General features: G+C 52.4%; 17 protein-coding genes. All 17 read left to right on the top strand.

Going from position 1 to position 16926, the window contains the following annotated elements:
* Positions 1–29: 29 nt before the first annotated feature.
* The 17 genes from FKM52_RS01970 to FKM52_RS21635 all read left to right on the top strand — a co-directional run bounded on the left by FKM52_RS01970 (position 30) and on the right by FKM52_RS21635 (position 16809).
* On the top strand, positions 30–1679 hold the full coding sequence (locus tag FKM52_RS01970) for a ShlB/FhaC/HecB family hemolysin secretion/activation protein (protein WP_141174511.1): 1650 nt from the start codon (positions 30–32) through the stop codon (positions 1677–1679).
* Between the two features lie 20 nt (positions 1680–1699).
* Positions 1700–2077, top strand: coding sequence for a holo-ACP synthase (acpS, locus tag FKM52_RS01965; RefSeq protein ID WP_141174510.1), 378 nt, complete (start codon positions 1700–1702; stop codon positions 2075–2077).
* Positions 2078–2097: 20 nt separating this feature from the next.
* Positions 2098–2853, top strand: a complete 756-nt coding sequence (locus tag FKM52_RS01960) for an SDR family oxidoreductase (RefSeq protein WP_141174509.1) — start codon at positions 2098–2100, stop codon at positions 2851–2853.
* Positions 2854–2856: 3 nt separating this feature from the next.
* On the top strand, positions 2857–3408 hold the full coding sequence (locus FKM52_RS01955) for a hotdog family protein (RefSeq protein ID WP_141174508.1): 552 nt from the start codon (positions 2857–2859) through the stop codon (positions 3406–3408).
* Between the two features lie 18 nt (positions 3409–3426).
* The gene (locus FKM52_RS01950) at positions 3427–3729 is read left to right on the top strand and encodes an acyl carrier protein (protein ID WP_141174507.1); all 303 of its coding nucleotides are present in this window, start codon (positions 3427–3429) and stop codon (positions 3727–3729) included.
* Between the two features lie 17 nt (positions 3730–3746).
* A complete protein-coding gene (locus FKM52_RS01945; RefSeq protein WP_141174506.1) occupies positions 3747–4907 on the top strand; it encodes an aminomethyl transferase family protein in 1161 nt (386 codons plus the stop codon).
* A 137-nt stretch (positions 4908–5044) separates the two neighbouring features.
* Positions 5045–7603: a beta-ketoacyl-[acyl-carrier-protein] synthase family protein gene (locus FKM52_RS01940; protein WP_141174705.1), complete on the top strand. Its 2559-nt coding sequence runs from the start codon at positions 5045–5047 to the stop codon at positions 7601–7603.
* Positions 7604–7607: 4 nt separating this feature from the next.
* A complete protein-coding gene (locus FKM52_RS01935) occupies positions 7608–8834 on the top strand; it encodes a beta-ketoacyl synthase N-terminal-like domain-containing protein (protein ID WP_141174704.1) in 1227 nt (408 codons plus the stop codon).
* A gap of 1 nt (position 8835) precedes the next feature.
* The gene (locus FKM52_RS01930) at positions 8836–9819 is read left to right on the top strand and encodes an ATP-binding protein (protein WP_181407878.1); all 984 of its coding nucleotides are present in this window, start codon (positions 8836–8838) and stop codon (positions 9817–9819) included.
* A 21-nt stretch (positions 9820–9840) separates the two neighbouring features.
* Positions 9841–10542 (top strand): ABC transporter ATP-binding protein, encoded by a 702-nt coding sequence (locus FKM52_RS01925; protein ID WP_141174505.1) that lies wholly within the window; start codon positions 9841–9843, stop codon positions 10540–10542.
* The gene (locus FKM52_RS01920) at positions 10529–11188 is read left to right on the top strand and encodes a hypothetical protein (protein WP_141174504.1); all 660 of its coding nucleotides are present in this window, start codon (positions 10529–10531) and stop codon (positions 11186–11188) included. Before FKM52_RS01925 ends, FKM52_RS01920 begins: the two co-directional genes overlap by 14 nt.
* Positions 11189–12502 (top strand): ABC transporter permease, encoded by a 1314-nt coding sequence (locus FKM52_RS01915; RefSeq protein ID WP_141174503.1) that lies wholly within the window; start codon positions 11189–11191, stop codon positions 12500–12502.
* A 10-nt stretch (positions 12503–12512) separates the two neighbouring features.
* A complete protein-coding gene (locus FKM52_RS01910) occupies positions 12513–13301 on the top strand; it encodes an outer membrane lipoprotein-sorting protein (protein WP_141174702.1) in 789 nt (262 codons plus the stop codon).
* Positions 13301–14668: a hypothetical protein gene (locus FKM52_RS01905; protein ID WP_141174502.1), complete on the top strand. Its 1368-nt coding sequence runs from the start codon at positions 13301–13303 to the stop codon at positions 14666–14668. The genes FKM52_RS01910 and FKM52_RS01905 overlap by 1 nt, the downstream gene beginning before the upstream one ends.
* Positions 14669–14678: 10 nt before the next feature.
* Positions 14679–15611, top strand: a complete 933-nt coding sequence (locus tag FKM52_RS01900) for an ACP S-malonyltransferase (protein WP_141174501.1) — start codon at positions 14679–14681, stop codon at positions 15609–15611.
* 16 nt (positions 15612–15627) lie between these two features.
* Complete coding sequence (locus tag FKM52_RS01895; protein ID WP_141174500.1) at positions 15628–16629, top strand: hypothetical protein; 1002 nt, start codon at positions 15628–15630, stop codon at positions 16627–16629.
* Between the two features lie 18 nt (positions 16630–16647).
* Positions 16648–16809: a hypothetical protein gene (locus FKM52_RS21635; RefSeq protein ID WP_160250436.1), complete on the top strand. Its 162-nt coding sequence runs from the start codon at positions 16648–16650 to the stop codon at positions 16807–16809.
* The last annotated feature ends 117 nt before the right edge of the window (positions 16810–16926 follow it).

The raw sequence follows: 16926 nt of genomic DNA, 5'->3' as shown, positions 1-16926 counted from the left end.
GGCTGCCGCCTTTTTAATTCGGGACCATCATGAAAATAACGCACGCTATTTTTTGCTTTTTAACTGTTTACGCCTGTCATTTTCAGGCTGTCGCACAGTCGAACTTAAACCGTATCATCAAAGAACAACAGAATAATGATGATGCCGCACGTAAAGAAAACCGGCTGGATAAAAAGGATGTTTATTCTACCATTGACGTAAAACATAACGATACGTCAGATTTTCCCGTGGAGGAGAACTGCTTTACAATAAACGAACTTGTGCTTGAAGGTGATTTTTTACAGCGCTCATCGCTTAATCGGTTAAAGGAGAACATTGCGCATCGCTGTATAGGCATGCGTGGTGTAGAAAAAGCGGTTACCCTTATCCAGGATTATTTTATCAATGCAGGCTACATTACCACGCGTATTGAAATCCCCGACCAGGACCTAACCCTGAATAAGCTGACATTAAAGGTAATTCCGGGAAGAATTGAACAGATAAAAATTGAAAATAACGACGTTTATCAATGGATTCTGCCTTTTAAACCGGGCGACGTGCTGAATATCAGGGATATCGAACAGGGACTGGAAAATTTGCAACGTGTGCCCGGCGTTGATGTGAAAATTGGTATTGAGCCTGGCAGTCGTGACGGTTACAGCAACGTGGCGATCGCCACCAATCGCTACCGTAGCTGGAACCTGCGCGCAACCTATAACAACTGGGGCGACGAGAGCACCGGCAGGCAGTTGGCGGGAGGAGCGGGCTACCTGTATAACCTGACCGGCAGCAACGATATTTTCTATCTCTCAGGCAGCACCAGCACTACGGGGAACTATAAAAGCCTTAGCGCCTACTACTCCATTCCTTTCGGCTATTGGGATTACGAACTGTTTTACAGCCGCAGTTCTTCACGCCAGGGCTTCCGCATAGCGGATATGGATCTCAGCTATCGCGGTGAAAATAACTATTTTAGCGCCAAAGCCAGCAGGACGCTTTTTCGTAACAGCGATAAAAAAATCACCGGATCGGCAGAGCTTATCAGAAGAAAAGCCGACTATCGGCTGAACGATATAGCGTTGTTATTACAAAAACGTGACATGGGCAATGTGCGTTTCGGGCTGCATTATAAACAGAACTATCCCGGCGCCGCGCTGAACGGCAGCCTCTCCTACCAGCGTTTCCTAACCTGGTTTGGCGGAACGCCAACCCCGGATATGAAAACAGGCGAAGTCAGCGAAGCAAGCCACATGGTTAATCTCGATCTGAATTATATCAAGCTGCTGCGCTATCGCGCTGTCGATGCCTATTACGATGTAAAATTTGGCGCGCAGTATTCGCCCGATCCGTTAACGTTGCAGGATCAGTTTACCCTGGGCAGCCGCTGGAACGTACGCGGTTTTGAAAACAGCAGCGGAATTTATGGCGATAAGGGTTTCTATTTACAGAATACCTTAAATTTTATCACCGGATTTAAAGGTATAGAGCTCTATACCGGCGTTGATTACGGTCAAATATCAGGCGGCGCCTGGGATCGTAATTCAGGCAATAGCCAAAAAATTATCGGAGCCGTCACGGGTGCAAAGGGCAGCGCTGGCGCACTGGGTTATGACTTTTCGCTATCCGCCCCTTTATTTTCACCGGATGAGCTAAATATAGATAAATTTACTATAAACTTTCACGTTTTTTACCAGTTATAATCCTGACTAAGAGGAAAGATATGTTTATTGGTACGGACATAGTTGAAGTAGAGCGAATTGAAAGGGCGGTTTCGGTATCAGGCATTGCTTTCCTGCAGCGGGTTTTTACCGAGCGGGAGATTAATAAAATTGATGCCCGTGAGCCGAATTATGAAAGAGCCGCCGGATTTTGGGCGGCAAAAGAATCGATGGTTAAGGCCGTCGGCCTGGGTTTTCGTGAAGGCATACGTTTTCATGATATGGAAGTGGAGCACGATATATATGGCTGTCCCTGTTTCGTTCTGCATGGACGGCTGAAGGAAATTCTGACTGAAAGAAGAATGACAAAGTTATCGTTGAGTATTTCACACTGTCGGACCCATGCGATAGCCGTGGTGGCTATTCTTACACAGCACTAGCTAACAGGGTATTTATTCATATGTATAAGTATAACGATCTTATCGATAAAACCGTGCTGGTTACCGGCGCCAGCGGCGATCTTGGGTTGGCTATTTGCACCCGGTTCTTAGAACAACAGTGCCAGGTTTATGCGTTATACCATTCTCACGCCGGTGATTTAAACGAGTTGAAAAAGATCCACCCGCAGGGCGAACGGTTGAATATTTTACAGTGCGACCTCACCAATAGCGAGGCGGTCGTCCAGCTCTGCGCTTTCCTCGCTGAAAGCGCAGGGAAAATTGATGTACTGGTAAATAATGCCGGTATTGTTAAAGACAGCCTGTTTGCTGCAATGAGCATTGATGATTTCAGCACGGTTATTGATACCAACCTGCTAACGATTTTCAGGCTAACCAAAGAAGCGTTAATGCTGCTGAGATCGGCGGAAAGCCCGGTAATTGTTAATGTCGCCTCGATTGCCGCCATTATTCCCAGCGTCGGTCAGATTAATTACAGCGCCTCAAAAGGCGCGATGCTCAGCTTCACCCGCACCCTGGCGGCGGAGCTTGCGCCGCGAGGCGTACGGGTTAATGCGGTGGCGCCGGGCATGATTGATTCAAAAATGGTCAAAAAAGTATCGCGCACCGTTGTACGCGACGTGATTAATTCCATTCCGCTAAAGCGGCTGGGTAAAAGCGCTGAGGTGGCGAATACCATCGTTTATTTAAGCTCTTCAGCGTCCAGTTACATTGTAGGGCAGACCATCGTTATCGATGGCGGCCTGGTTATGCGGTGATTTATGTCGAAATATGCTATTCCCTCGAAAATTTTTTTGGAAATGGGCGGCTGGCGTCCGCCGCTGCTGATGGTGGATCGCATTGATGATTTTAAATATGGCCCAAACGGTTATGTGCAGGTTATCAAACACGTTACCTATAACGATCCTTATTTAGCCGGCCATTTCCCGGAAGATCCTATTATGCCGGGAGCGATTATTTCTGAGATTTTTGGCCAGGCGAGTGAATACTTATCTTTTTTAACCGATATCTGTGACCTGTATCGTGAACGCTATAATGAAAGCCTGCACACATTGCGTGATATCCGCGGAAAAATTTATGACGATAATATGCGGGATATTATTCGCACCCGACGCGCGCAGGTAAGAGGCGTGCTGGCGGCACAAAATTTAAAATTTAAAGATACCGCCTGGCCGGGAGACACCATCGAGGTAGTAAGCAAGCTGGCTTTCGCCGATGAAAAAGGATTTAAACATTATTCGGTTTCCGCTCACGTCGGAAAACGGCTGATCAGTCAGGGGACGATAATCAATTATCGGGAAGTTAACTTATAACGACATGGAGTTTCAGTGATGACAACGATGCAAGAGAACATCGATGAGCGTAAGGCGGTATTGTATACCATTAAAACGGAAATTATTCAGCGCCTGAATATTCCCAAAGATGCAGCCCAGATTGATGATGACACCGCGCTTTTCGGCAATGGCCTGAAGCTTGACTCTGTGGATGCCACGGAAATTCTGGTTCTGCTGGATAAAGTATTCGATATTCAGGTTAGCGAAACTGACGATCCCGCCTACATGCGCACTATCAATAATCTGGCATCGTTTGTTATCCAAAAGAAAAAAGCAGCCTCATCCGCTAACGATAAATAAGTCATAAAGGTATTGATATGCACACACTTCATGATTTACACCTAAAAAATCACGCCCGGATGGGGGAATTTAATCATAAGATCGTACCCGCTGCTTATCATGACGATGATATTGAATATCGGGCCGTCAGGGAAAATGCGCTGCTGGTTGACTATTCCCATATGTCTATCGTAAGCGTAATCGGCGAAGACGCCTGGGCGCTGGTAAACCATATGGCCTCTGCGGATGTTTCTACTATTCGCGATGAACAGGGCATCTATTCTCTGGTTCTTAATGAAGACGGCACCATCTGCGGCGACGTCTATATACTCTGCTCAGATGAGGGCTACTATCTCCTTTCTGAAAATATGACGGCGTCGGCGGTGATTACGCGGCTGGAAAACATTCTGGAAAAAGCGGAAGAGCTGGATATTCAGGATGCGCCGGAAATTAAATCCATGGAGGAGGCCGACTGGGGCGCCATACTGCTGGAAGGGCCTTACTCCTGGGAGGTGCTGGCGGAAGTCTACGGCTTTGACATTATTGGCCTGCCTTACCACGAATTTATGAACGCCGATGACGGCCTGATGATTTTCCGCTGCGGCAAACATGGCGAATTTAGCTATTTGATGGCTGGTGAACAGCCTGCGCTGGCGGCGCTGTGGCAGCAGCTGCTTGAACGCGGCGAAAAATATTGTCTGCAAACCGGCGGCCTGGATTATCAAAAAACGGTGCGTATAGAGAATCCCGCCTGGGATGCCTCGATCTATGGCGCTTACTCGCGCAATCCGGTCGAGCTGCAGCTGCAGTGGGCCGTACAGTACGATAAAGAAGATTTTATCGGCAAAGAGGCGGTAGAAGAATATTCCCGCAGCGGCGTTGCGCGCAGGGTGGTGGGGATGTTGCCTGTTGCGGCCTGCACGGACATGCAGCCTGACGATGAGGTAGTGGCTGAGGGCAAGGTTGTCGGCAAGCTTATTAGCGCCACCTTCTCACCGGCCCGCCGTTCCTTTATTGCGCTGGCTCTGCTGGATGAAGCCTATGCCTGGTCCGATATCGAAGGCTTTACCATTCGCACCCGCGACGGCGACGTTGCCGCAATGACGCACAATTTACCGTTCCTTTATAACCTCAGCATGTTGGTCAGCCCGACGGAACACAGTTTTGTCGATGCGTCGAAATCCCGCAGCGCCCTGTAGCGCGCTGCCGTTTGTTTGATTTGCAGAGCGGGGCCTGAGCGGTGAACGGCGGCCGCCAGCCGGCTCAGACCCTTTCTGCGCCTGAGACAGGGGGTAATCTCTCCCCACATTAAAAAAATAATAAACAGGTATGGATGATGCAAAAACAGCGAAAAAGAGTAGTGATTACCGGGATGGGGATATTGTCATCCCTGGCGGATAATCTTTCAGACTTCAGGCAGGCGCTGCTGGATAAAAAATGCGGCGTGGCGGATAGCCAGCGCTTCGCAAAATGGTTTGCTAACGCACGCGCAGCTGAAGTTCTGCATAAGATTGATTATTCAGATCTTTCGGACGATATCGTTAAGTCACTCGATAATGCGGCGCTCTGGGCATACAAGGTCAGCAAGGATGCCCTGATTCAGGCCGGGCTGATTAACAACCGCGCGTGCCTTAACGAAACCGGGCTGATTATCGGCGTCTCTTCCGCCGGAACAGAGGCTTTTTTGCCGCTGTTCGAGCAGCGGATTGCGGATTTTTCCCTGCAGAAGGCCATCTACTCCGGCGGTTTTTCCTCGTGCTGTTCCAGCGTTTCCACCCTGCTGGGGCTGAAGGGCGGCATGGAGCTGGTGGCGACGGCCTGTACCGCCAGCCCGAACGCGGTGGGAATGGCTTTTGATTATATCCAAAACGGCAAAGGTCATACCATGCTGGCGGTAGGGACCGAGCCCGTTTACTTGCCGACGTTCGCCGGGTTTTACGTGCTGAACGTGATGCATCCCGATTCCTGCACGCCATTTTCCGGCAGTCCCGGCATGTCTATCGGCGAAGGCGCCGGCGCAATCGTGCTGGAAGAGTATGAGCATGCCCTGGCGAGGGGCGCCACCATTTATGGCGAGATCCTTTCCTACGCTACCTCCTGCGACGCCTACCATGAGACCGGACCAGATCCGCGTGCCGGCGGCGCGGTACAGGTAATGAAGAAAGCGATGCATAACGCCGGCATTACCCCGGAGCAGGTGGATTACGTCAACGTGCACGGTACGGGAACCGAGGCGAACGACCGCATCGAAACGCTGGCGATGAAGAAAGTTTTCCCGGACGCGGCGAAAATGGTGGTCAGCTCAACCAAGTCCTACTTTGGGCATAATATTGGCGCGGCGGGGATCGTGGAGTTAATCGCCTGTCTGGTAACGCTGCCGGAAAAACAGGTATTGCCAACGCTCAATTTCGCTACGCCGCGTCCCGGTTGCGATCTGGACTATGTCGCCAACGCCTTTCGTGAAAAAGATGTCAATATCTTCCTCAAGAACAACTACGCCTTCGGCGGCAACAACTGTAGCCTGGTGGTAAGCACCCGGCCCGCTTCGGTGCCGGTAACCACATATGATGAAAAGCGGGTGGTGATTTCTGGTATCGGGGCCGTAACCGCTATTGGGCATACCCTGAATGAAATCGTGGATTTTATCTGGGCCAGCGAACGGGCCGTCGCGCTCAGTCCGGTGAAGTTTTATGACGATACGCTGAAAGAGGCGGCAGAGCTGCTGGAGGTTCTGGTCGAGACGCGACAGTTTGAAGCGCTGCAGGGCGATAGTTTTTCCGTTAGCGATCGACCGCTGCCGGAAGAGGCGGAACATTTTAAAACTTTCCAGATTACCGGGCTGGAACCGCGCAAACATCTGCGCCGTTACGATGCGCGCAAAGCCACGCGCGGCGGAACCTTCGCGCTGATCGCGCTGGCGGAAGCGCTGAACAGCGCCGGGCGCAAAATCAGGAAAGATGGCGACGAGTTCGGCTTTATTATGGGTATGGCGCGCGGTCCGCAGGAAACCACCTATAAATATCTGCAGAGCCTGAAGCCGGATCCGCGCAAGGTGCGTACCTCTGAATTTCCCGGCTCGCTGATGAACGCCATTCCCACGTTTTGCGCCATCTCCGAAGGTATTAAAGGCTACACCACTACCCTGGCGACGGGCGAAAACGCCGCGCTGGGCGCGCTGACCTATGGTTATGAACTGATCCGTCAGGCGCTGCAGCCGCAGGTGATCGTTGGCGGCGCGGATGAATATTTCCCCTCGATGTCCCTCTATATGGACGCCGTTACGCAAAAAATTCATATGGCTTCCGAGGCGAGCCAGTACCAGATCTATGGCAAAAATCCGCAGGGTTTCGTTCCCGGAGAAGGCGCCTGCATGCTGCTGCTGGAAGCGCCGGAAACCGCGCTGGCGCGCAATGCGCAGATTCTGGCGGAGATCGTGGGCTACGGTAAATCGAACAGCAACAGCTATTTTGACGCCTCAGCGCTAAGCGAAAAGGCGCAGGCAATGGCGCAGGCGATAGCGCGGGCGCTGACGGACGCGGGTCTGAGCGCGAAAGATATCGATCTGGTTTGCGGCAGCAGCAACGGCAGTAAAGAGAGCGCGCAGATTGAAATCGACGCGATCGAACAGGTTTTCCGTCAGCAAAACCCGCAGGTGCCGGTGGTCAACTACAACGCCTTTTTCGGCTTTGTGGAATCCGCCGCCGGGCTGCTGAATCTCGCCATACTTACCGACTGCATGAAACATCAGCGCGTTCCGGCGATCCCTTATACCGCAGAGTTTTGTGACGCCCGCCTTAATTTCGTGCGCGAACCGCTGAGCATGGCGCTAAACCAGGTGCTGTTAGTGGGGGCCTCCGAGGGTGGAAACTACTATGCATTCGTTATCAGGAAATGAAGCGTTGAGCAACGCGAGCATCATCGCTGGTTACAGCGTCTGTCTGCCGTTTGCGGAAAACAGCCAGGCGTTAATCGACCACCTCCGGCAGGGAAAACGGGTTGAGAAAACGCGCTGGTTTAAAACGGACGACGAGGCGATCAAAAGCGGTTTCAAAAGCAACCGCGGCGTCGCCCGCCTGCGCGGCAACCGCGATCTTAACAGCGTATTAGCCCTGCTGGATGGTCTGATTGATGAAGCGCTTGCGCAGGCCGGGCTGGATAAGGCTTGCCTGACGGGCGAAAACGTTCGGGTTTATCTCACCGGCCTGGGGCCGCGGACGGATGCGCGTGATTACAAAAATTTCTACGATCGGAACGATATTGAGGATGTCAAGCTGGTCACCTCGGTAATGAATCTGCACGTAGAGAAAATGTCGCAGGACGGCGTGTCTCATCATATTGCCAGCCGCTATCGGCTGAAATATCAGCCGCCTAATATGAACTGCACCAGTAATTCCGCGCTGGCGGCGCTGCATATCGGCCATAAGGCGATAGCGCAGGGCGCTGTCGATTTGGTAATGGTGATTAACTGCTCGGAAATCAAAACCCAGGACTGCTGGTTTCTGGAAAATAACGGCATGCTGGATAGCGAAGTGGTGCAGCCCTTTGGCGAAAACAGCAGGGGCGTTCTGTTTGCCGAAGGCTACAGCGTTATGCTGCTGGAAAGCGGGCGCCACCGCCGCGCCCGCCAGCGCTTCGACGGCCTGCAGCTGAGATCGATCTATGCGCAGATCGGCGCCAGTCGCAGTAACGATGCCGCCCATTTAAGCCTCAGTTTACTCAAGGCGATGAATAGCGTCATGCTGGAAGCGGCGATCGGCTGTCACGATCTCGCCGCGATTATTCCTCACGGCAACGGCTCCGACGCCAGCGATAAGGCGGAGGCGAAGGCGCTGAGTATGCTGTCAGACGCTCAGCAGGTTCCCGTTCTGGCTTACAAAGGGCAGATAGGGTACACCGCCACCGGCTCCGGCCTGGTGGATTTAATTATCGCTCACCATGCGCTGACGCAGCAGGAGCTGCTTTCTCCCGTCAGCAATGACGCAATTATTAAAGAAATGTCCGATCGTTTGTTGGTCGATCGCGGCGTTGTGCAGCATAACAAATCGCACCTGTTGAAAACCGGCGTCGGCGTTGATGGTTCCATTATCGCCATGGTGATTTCCCCTTATTATCGACAGGCGGATTGATATGGATAATACCATCTATCTCTCTTCTTATTCCCTTATTGAGCCAGAGGATGAGTTTTACTTTTATATTCCCAGCTGGCTGAACGTATGGGAATCGCATATCTATAACAAGGCGTTGAAAGCCACCAGGGCGCAGGGCTGGGGCTTTAAACGCTTTGGAACCAGGCGCGAGCTTTACGCCAGGGAGATGATCCGCAAGCCTGACTACATTAAATATATCGAAGCGCTGGAGCAGGCATCCGATATTGCGCTGCAGCAGCTGGCGGCAAAAGTGCGCATGCAGCTAATTAAATCACGCACGGCGCTGTTCTACGTGGATTCCTGGGGAGAGGCGGGGCTGTATGAGAATATGTCCAGCGCGTTGCATGCCGGAATTATCGATACCCTGCCTAAAAACCTGCTGAAAAAATTCTCGGTGAACGGTTTTACCTGCAAGATGCGCGGCGAAAAGCAGTCGCTGATGCAGGCAATGCGCGTCGCGCAGGATTATCTTAACTGGGATATCTGCGATTTTGTCGTCATTTGCGCCGCCTACCGTTCAATTCCGCTGCTGGTTTTCTCCGACGAAGATATTGCCGGCGGCGGTAAAAGAAAATCGCAGGATACGAATGTTAATCTCTCGGTAGAACGCGTTGGCTGCTTTATTTTCAGCAAGCGCGAAAGCGCGCTGAGGATCGACTGCGGCGGCTATATCGATGCCGGTAACGATATTCACCGCGCTGCGCCGCTTATTACGGCCGAGGCGCCGATCGATCGCCTGTTTTTTACCGGCCTGAGAAAAAGCCGGGCGGGCAGCGCGCTGCTTAAGGCGACAGAGGCCGCCGGTCTGGCGGCGCTTAATCTGACGGAAAAATATGGCGGCAGCGGCTGCCTGACGCCCGCACTGAGCTGGGTCGCTCTGGAACAGCAACCGCCGGCGACGGCGCGCACTATCGTTCCTGATAATTATGGCGGCTACAACTACTTCGACACATGGCGTGATTAACGGGCTTAATGGAAAAGCGAAATGGCAAACAATATAAAGGAACTGCCGGCAATTTGTCTGAGCGGTATTAGTAAAAGCTACGGTAGCGGCGAAAACAGAGTCGAGGCGCTCAAAAATATTAACCTTGAGATTGCCTGCGGCGATTTTCTGGCGCTGTGCGGCCCGTCAGGCAGTGGTAAAAGCACCTTATTAAATATTCTGTCCGGTATCGATAAGCCCTCTACCGGCACGGTAATGTTTTTAAACCAGGTACTGAACGAACTTAATGAGCAGCAGCTGGCGCAGATCAGAAGCCGGGAGCTGGGCTTTATCTTTCAATTTTTCAACCTGATGCCGGTGCTTAACGCGCTGGATAATGTCCGCTATCCGCTCATTCTGAATGGGCATTTTAGCCGCAAAGAGGCGAAAACGCGTGCGCTGCGCTATCTGGATCTCGTCGGGCTGGCGGATCTGGCGGATCGTAAACCTGGCGAACTCTCTGGCGGGCAGCAGCAGCGCGTGGCGATAGCGCGAGCGCTGGCCCATGAGCCAAAAATCGTGGTTGCCGATGAGCCGACGGGCAATCTGGATATCGCCACCGGCGAAGCGATCCTGGATCTGCTGTCAGAGATTAACGCGCAGACCGCCACCACCTTTATTATTTCCACCCACTCCATTCAGCTAAAACAGCGAGCGGGACGCGTAATCAATATCAGGGATGGAGAACTGGATGATGAAGCTTAACTACCGGTTTCCGCTGTTATTCTGTATCTGTGGCTTGCTGTTCAGCGCCAGCGCGCCGGCCAGAGCAAATAGCGGTCTGCCGGCGGTAGAAACGGTATTGCAAAAGGGCTTTCCCGCCCGGCAGCACGACCTGGAAAAACTAACCACCGCGCTGTTCGATGAATATAGCCGGCAAAAAAATGTTGCCTCGTTAGTTTTCTACGCTTACGGCGCGCTACAGCTGGCGCATCACTACGACAGGGTTAACGATATCGTTAAGGCTGCTGAATATGCGAAGCTGGGTTTTTTCTATCTGGATGAAGCCGTCGATCTTCATGAATCTGATACGCGCGTGCGTTATTTAAGGGCGCGCCTTGACGCCTGGCTGCCCGCTAAGCTGGGACGCTGCGCGATCGTCCTGCACGATACGGCCGAGCTGCTGGCGGCAAATAAGGCCGCTCTCAACGAGCTTACTCCCGGCATTAGCTACATGCGCTACCGTGCGCTTTATCACTGTGGAGAGCAGCAGCAGGCCGCCGCGCTGTTAGCGCAAATAACAGCGCGCTATCCCGACTTGCCATGGCTGGCGCTGGAGAATAACGTCGCGCCGCAATGGGAAGCCCGTGAAGTCGCGCAGATTATATTGCCTTTAGTCAACGGAGGATAAATGACGGGCGGAGTGGAAATAGTCACGATTTTGGTCGCGCTGATTTTATGCTTCGTGCTTTATTGCGTGCTGTACAGAACCCAGGATGCGAAATTCGCTTTCCTGAATTTGTTCAGGCATAAAAGGCGCTCGTTCTCAACCATTGCCGCTATCATTCTGGGCGGGGTCGCCATCTTTATTTATGGCGGATTTATTGGCTACTCCTTCTGGATCTTGCAGGAGCAGACAATAAGAACCAACGTCGGCCATGTGCAAATTTATCATCAGCGCTATTTCACCACGGCGAATAAAAGCCAGAGCATTATTGACGATTACGAAAAGCTGAAGGCGCAAATCGTTAACGACGACGAGCTTTCCGCTTATATTTCTACGCTGGCAGGGCAGCTGGAGTTCTCCGGGGTGATCTCCCACTATGAAAATGAAACCTCCAGCTATTTCTCGGCGCTGGGCGTGGAGCCGCTGGCGGCGCTGAAGCTTGGCTCCTTTGATAAACTGCTGTCAGGCAGCGATCTGTCGCGTATTAAAACCGATCGGGTAACGCTGGGAAGCGGGCTGGCGAACACGCTTAATGCGGGTTATATGGACTGGCTGGATGTAATGGTAGTCAACGCCAGGGGCGGGCAGGGCGCGCTTTCGCTGCAGCTGGGCGGCGTGTTCGCCTCCGGGATCAAAGACTATGACGATGTGGCGATGAAAGTTCCGCTTACGACCGCTCAGCATATTATGGGAACCAACGGCGTCAGCAAAATTTTAATTCTGTTAAAAAATGATGATGATTTACCGCTGTTTAAAGCAAAGCTACAGCGCTTTATCGCCGATAAACAGCTGCCGCTGGTGGTAAAAGAGTGGAAAGAGATGTCGCTGTTTTATCAACAGGTGGAAAGCCTGTTATCCGGTATCTATTTCTTTATCAAAATTATCGTCGCGCTGATCGTTATTTTTATGATCGGCAACTCCATGACGATGAATATCGTAGAGCGAACGCGCGAAATTACCACCCTCAGAGCAATTGGGCTGCGGTCGGGCCACGTTATGCGGCTGTTTTTACTCGAAGGCATCTTTATCGGGCTGGCTGGCGCGCTGGGAAGTTTGCTTATCGGCTATGGTCTTGCCGGAATCATCAATCTGTACGGTATCGCTATGCCGCCTTCTCCGGGACAGACGCAGGGATATATCGCCTTTATTAAAACGGATAACCCCGCGCTGATCTGGATGACATTTATTCTGCCGGTAGCCACTTCGGCGCTGGCGTCTGTTCTGCCTGCGCGCCGGGCTGCGCGGCTGAATATTGCCGATGCGTTTAAATATGCCTGAGGAAGCGATGATGAGACGCCATAATCTGCGCTTAGCGCTGGCCCTGCTGCTGTTTGCTCCGGCGGGTTGGGCCGCCGACGGCTCCTCGCCGCAGGCGCTGGAAATTATCCGGCGGGCGGATGAGGTGCGCTCGCCTAACCGGCCTTTTCGCTATACCGTTACGGTGCTGGAATATCGCTCCGGCGCCGGGCAGCCAGCCGCTAAGCAGGTGCTGGATATCTCGATGCGCTTTATAAAGCCGGAAAAGGGAAGAGAGGCCGATGCGCGATCGCTGGTGCGCTTTATCTATCCGCCCGGCGACCGCGGCAAAATTATGCTTTCTGACTGGTATGCGCTCTGGTTTTATACGCCGCAGCTGCGGCGTCCGGTGCCCATTTCCCGTCAGCAGAGGCTGCTGGGGCAGATCTCAAATGGCGATGTCATCGTCACCAATTTTGAATATGCCTACCATGCCGAGCTGGCTGGCGAGGAGCCCTGCGGAGAAAAACGATGCTACAAGCTGCAGCTGGAGCGAAAAACCGCTGACGTTATCTGGCCAAAAATCACCTACTACGTAGAGAAAGACAGCGACTACCGTCCTTATAAAGCCAGCTATTACTCGCAGGATAATAAGCTGCTTAAAGAGGTGCGGTATCAGAATTATCAGCCGGTGCTGGGAAAATATCGCCCAACGCGCATCGTGGTGCAGGATGTCCGCTACAACAAAGGCTACTCCGTGATGGAATATAGCGACGTCCGGTTTGAATCTCTGCCGGTGTCGCATTTTACCAAAGAGTATATTCAGCGGGGTAAAGGCTGATGCTGCGCGCTGCTCCGTTATGCCTTTCACTGCTGCTGGTTTCGCCCGGTCTGCTGGCTGATTGCCTGAGCGGGGCGGAGATGACGCTATTCGGACAGGTAAGCTACGCCAAACGGCAGCCTGCGCTCTGGCGACCAGACGGCAAACATCCTTATCAGAAGGATAATTTTTATAACGACTGGGGCCTTCACTACAGCAATCGTTGTTGGCTGGTGGAAAATAGCCTGGAGACGCAGGTTTCGCTTTACGCGCTGGCATATCAGCCTTATCGCAAGCCAAAGAGCTTTGAGCAGGATCGACATCGTGTCAGGGGGCTGATCGATCGCCTGAGTCTTTCCTGGACGCTTTCAGAGCAGCTCAGCGTTGCGGCGGGGAAACTCAGAGCCCGACCGGGGCTGTTCTATTTAAAATCGCCGGCTAATCTACTTGCCGGCTATTACGGCGGATTTAAAGCCAGCGGCATTCACCATCTGGAGCTAAAGCCGATCTATAGCGAAGCGTTTTGGGGGCTGCGCTTAACGGAAGAAACGCCTGATTACGTTCTGGCTTTCACCTTATCGCCCAGGCTAACTCATATTGCTAAGCGCTATGAATCGTCCGGCAACTGGACGGCAGCCGAGCGTGCTAACGCCAGCGAGCGCTACCTGCTGCGCTATACCGACTACCGGGCGGCTAACCATACGCCCTCGCTCAGCATCGGCCTTGGTGAATCCCGCAGCATTGCCGTTGCTGATAGTTTCTATCTGACGCCGCAGTTCGCCATCAATGCGGAGCTGGCCTGGCATTCTCGCCAGCAGTGGCGCCATCTGGACAGCGATAAGGCGCGTCAGGTGCAGGATTATCAGTTTCCCGCCTCGCTTTATCACCGCAGCAGCAGGAATGGCGTGGAGGCGGCGTTCGGCAGCCACTACACCACCGATAACTTTAGCCTGCTGGGCGTGGAGTACTATTTTCAGAGCGAAGGCTACTCCAGAACGGCATGGCGCCAGCAGACGCAGCTGATTCGCTTTCTTAACCAGCGCAGCGGCTATGCGCCGCTCGACCGGGCGTTTGATGCCTGGCAATATCTGATGGGAGCGGAAATAGACAATGTTGCGAATCGGGGCCAGCTGCAGGGCCGGCATTATCTTCACGCCTTCGCTACCCTGCGTCTCGCCGATCGTGCCAGTTTACAACCTTACGGCGTGATCAATCTGCAGGATAACAGCCTGGCATTCGGCATTCATTATAATAAGCCCCTGGTGCAGCTGGATGGAAAGATGGAGCTCTATAGCGGCATCTATCGCGCCCAGGGAAATAAAGATTCGGAGTTCGGCCTGTTTGGCAACACCACGGGCGTCTACTCCGGGATTAAATATTATTTCTGAGGCAGGGTATATGGATATCAATATAAACAGCACGTCAGCGCCCGTCGTTTTACTGTTTGCCGGGCAGGGAAATCCGGTTATTGGCATGGGGGCCGATCTCTGGGATATTAACGCCGCCACGCGCCATATTTGGGACTGCGCCAGCGATATTTCGGGGCTGGATCTTCGTCGCCTGTGTTTAAAGGGGCCGATGAATAAGCTGATACAAACTACGGTGCAGCAGTTGGCGGTAACGGCGATTAATCTCACGCTCTACACTCTGATGCGGGAAAAAATCGCCTCCCGCACTATTCTCGGCGTCTGCGGTCATAGCGTAGGCGAATATAGCGCGTTATACGCGGCTGGCGCACTGCAGCTGGAGGATATCTTCAGCATAATTCACTTCCGCGCCGCCTTAATGGACAGGTTAAGCAGGCAGAATAAAGGCAGCATGCTGGCGGTGAAGGGGCTTGATTATCTGGCGATGCGCCAGCGGATTGCGGACGCCGGCATGGAGCTGGATATCAGCTGCGACAACAGCCGCTTTCAGCAGGTAGTGGGCGGCACGGCCTCCGCCCTGAGCGAGTTTAATCGCCGCCTGGTTGCCGAAGGGCTTGCGGCGGTAAAACTGGGCGTCAGCGGCGCCTGGCATACGCGCCTGATGAGTGACGGCGTTCAGCAAATGCAAGATTTTCTGATGGATATCCCCATTGGGCAACCGCTATGCGACGTTCTGATGAACGTAACCGGAGCGCCGGAAAGCGATCCGCAGGCGATTCGGCAAAATTTATCGCAGCATTTAACCCATACGGTGAAGTGGACTGATTCGCTGGAGCGTCTGCTGGCGTATGAAACGCCGCCGCTATTTATTGAAATCAGCAATAAGGCCTATCTGGGACAGCTGCTTAATGACTTTCCGCGCAGCTCGCCGGAAATGATCTTACATTGCCGAAAAATTATCTGAATAGCGGAGAGAGAGGATGATTCCAGATTATTTAACTTTTATTCGCTATCAGGATAAAAGGCTTTTACCTTTCCTTTACCTGATACTGTTTTTCTTTTTGGGGCTCTACTGGCGGAATAACGGCTATGCCATTAACGCAGAGGATGCCGGCTTTCTCAGCGCAATTACAGCAGTTATTTTATTTAACGTTATCTATGAGCTGGAAGCATACTGGATGTATAAGGGCGTCACGAAGAACGTTGATTTAAGCTATTTTATCGGCAAAAGCTGTGGCGTTATGGAAAAGCGGCTCGCGCGCCCGCCGGCGGTGGCAATATTAGCGCTGGCGGCGCTGTGGCTTATTCTTTCTTACAGTCTGCGTCTGCCGCTGACAACGCCGGCGCTTGTTGCGCTGTCAGCGATGCTGCCGCTGCTGGTTTATCTGGTGTTCCGCTGGCTAAGATCGAGCTACATCAGGCAGCTGGGGATCACTACTCAACATCAGCGGCAGTACCGCACGCTTTATCACTATATCGCCTGTAGTTTTGTGCTGAATATGGCGCTGACGCTGCTGACTATTCACCCATTAAAAAGAAATCCTGACTTCTCTGCCGCTCAGGGATGGCTGACGCCAACGCTGGTGGTCGCGACGTTTATTTTATGCGCAACGGTGTTGGCTATAAACTTATTATTTACCCGTCTGTCGAAGCGTTACGTCTTTCTCGGCAAACTGTTTTTAAACGAAATCGATTTTTCTTTTTCGACTGGCATCCCCTGCGCAAAATTCCATGAAACATCGCTGGCTTTCAGGCTGCTGCTGGTACTAAGCATTCAATTCGTCTGGATAGTTCTGGTTAATTTGCTGCTGCTTTTGTTGGCCTGGCCTCTGCCGTTCGCAGTCTATTTTCTCATCTGTTTCCTGCCTGGCGCGCTCTATTATTTACTGCATCTCTACTGGTGCTGGCATACCGATTACCTTGCGGCCTGCGATATGTATTTTCGCTGGAACGAAATCGATAAGCGTAGCCAGCTCTGGTAACGGCGAAACTATAAGCGAATGGAAGATCGCGCCCGTGGGTTTTATCCACGGGCTGGGGAAGAAACTGACGATTTTTCCGCCGTTGGCGATCCGACGCGCTTCACGGCAGCAGAAAATGGTATAAGACGCAGAAAAAACCTTTTCTTTGCGGCAAAAGGCATCTATACCTTATTGCTGTGACGCTACCGTGCCGCGTGAAATGGCCGTCGTGCGTTGTCAGAACCTCTTTATCCGATCGGATAAAGAAGGGGAATCGGCGATTATTGCAGCAATATATTTCCCCGTCAGAAAAGGTTC

It is taken from the genome of Mixta tenebrionis, from assembly GCF_006517625.1.
Lineage (GTDB): Bacteria > Pseudomonadota > Gammaproteobacteria > Enterobacterales > Enterobacteriaceae > Mixta > Mixta tenebrionis.
Note: the sequence above shows the minus strand (reverse complement) of the source record. Positions and strands in the feature narration are given on the sequence as shown.

Excerpts from the sequence above, each read along its gene's own strand:
- FKM52_RS01915 (WP_141174503.1), top strand. The coding sequence starts at position 11,189 with ATGACGGGCGGAGTGGAAATAGTCACGATTTTGGTCGCGCTGATTTTA.
- FKM52_RS21635 (WP_160250436.1), top strand. The coding sequence starts at position 16,648 with ATGGAAGATCGCGCCCGTGGGTTTTATCCACGGGCTGGGGAAGAAACT.
- FKM52_RS01930 (WP_181407878.1), top strand. The coding sequence starts at position 8,836 with ATGGATAATACCATCTATCTCTCTTCTTATTCCCTTATTGAGCCAGAG.
- FKM52_RS01940 (WP_141174705.1), top strand. The coding sequence starts at position 5,045 with ATGCAAAAACAGCGAAAAAGAGTAGTGATTACCGGGATGGGGATATTG.
- FKM52_RS01960 (WP_141174509.1), top strand. The coding sequence starts at position 2,098 with ATGTATAAGTATAACGATCTTATCGATAAAACCGTGCTGGTTACCGGC.
- FKM52_RS01945 (WP_141174506.1), top strand. The coding sequence starts at position 3,747 with ATGCACACACTTCATGATTTACACCTAAAAAATCACGCCCGGATGGGG.
- FKM52_RS01920 (WP_141174504.1), top strand. The coding sequence starts at position 10,529 with ATGATGAAGCTTAACTACCGGTTTCCGCTGTTATTCTGTATCTGTGGC.
- FKM52_RS01970 (WP_141174511.1), top strand. The coding sequence starts at position 30 with ATGAAAATAACGCACGCTATTTTTTGCTTTTTAACTGTTTACGCCTGT.
- FKM52_RS01950 (WP_141174507.1), top strand. The coding sequence starts at position 3,427 with ATGACAACGATGCAAGAGAACATCGATGAGCGTAAGGCGGTATTGTAT.
- FKM52_RS01900 (WP_141174501.1), top strand. The coding sequence starts at position 14,679 with ATGGATATCAATATAAACAGCACGTCAGCGCCCGTCGTTTTACTGTTT.
- FKM52_RS01925 (WP_141174505.1), top strand. The coding sequence starts at position 9,841 with ATGGCAAACAATATAAAGGAACTGCCGGCAATTTGTCTGAGCGGTATT.
- FKM52_RS01910 (WP_141174702.1), top strand. The coding sequence starts at position 12,513 with ATGAGACGCCATAATCTGCGCTTAGCGCTGGCCCTGCTGCTGTTTGCT.
- FKM52_RS01905 (WP_141174502.1), top strand. The coding sequence starts at position 13,301 with ATGCTGCGCGCTGCTCCGTTATGCCTTTCACTGCTGCTGGTTTCGCCC.
- FKM52_RS01895 (WP_141174500.1), top strand. The coding sequence starts at position 15,628 with ATGATTCCAGATTATTTAACTTTTATTCGCTATCAGGATAAAAGGCTT.
- acpS (WP_141174510.1), top strand. The coding sequence starts at position 1,700 with ATGTTTATTGGTACGGACATAGTTGAAGTAGAGCGAATTGAAAGGGCG.
- FKM52_RS01955 (WP_141174508.1), top strand. The coding sequence starts at position 2,857 with ATGTCGAAATATGCTATTCCCTCGAAAATTTTTTTGGAAATGGGCGGC.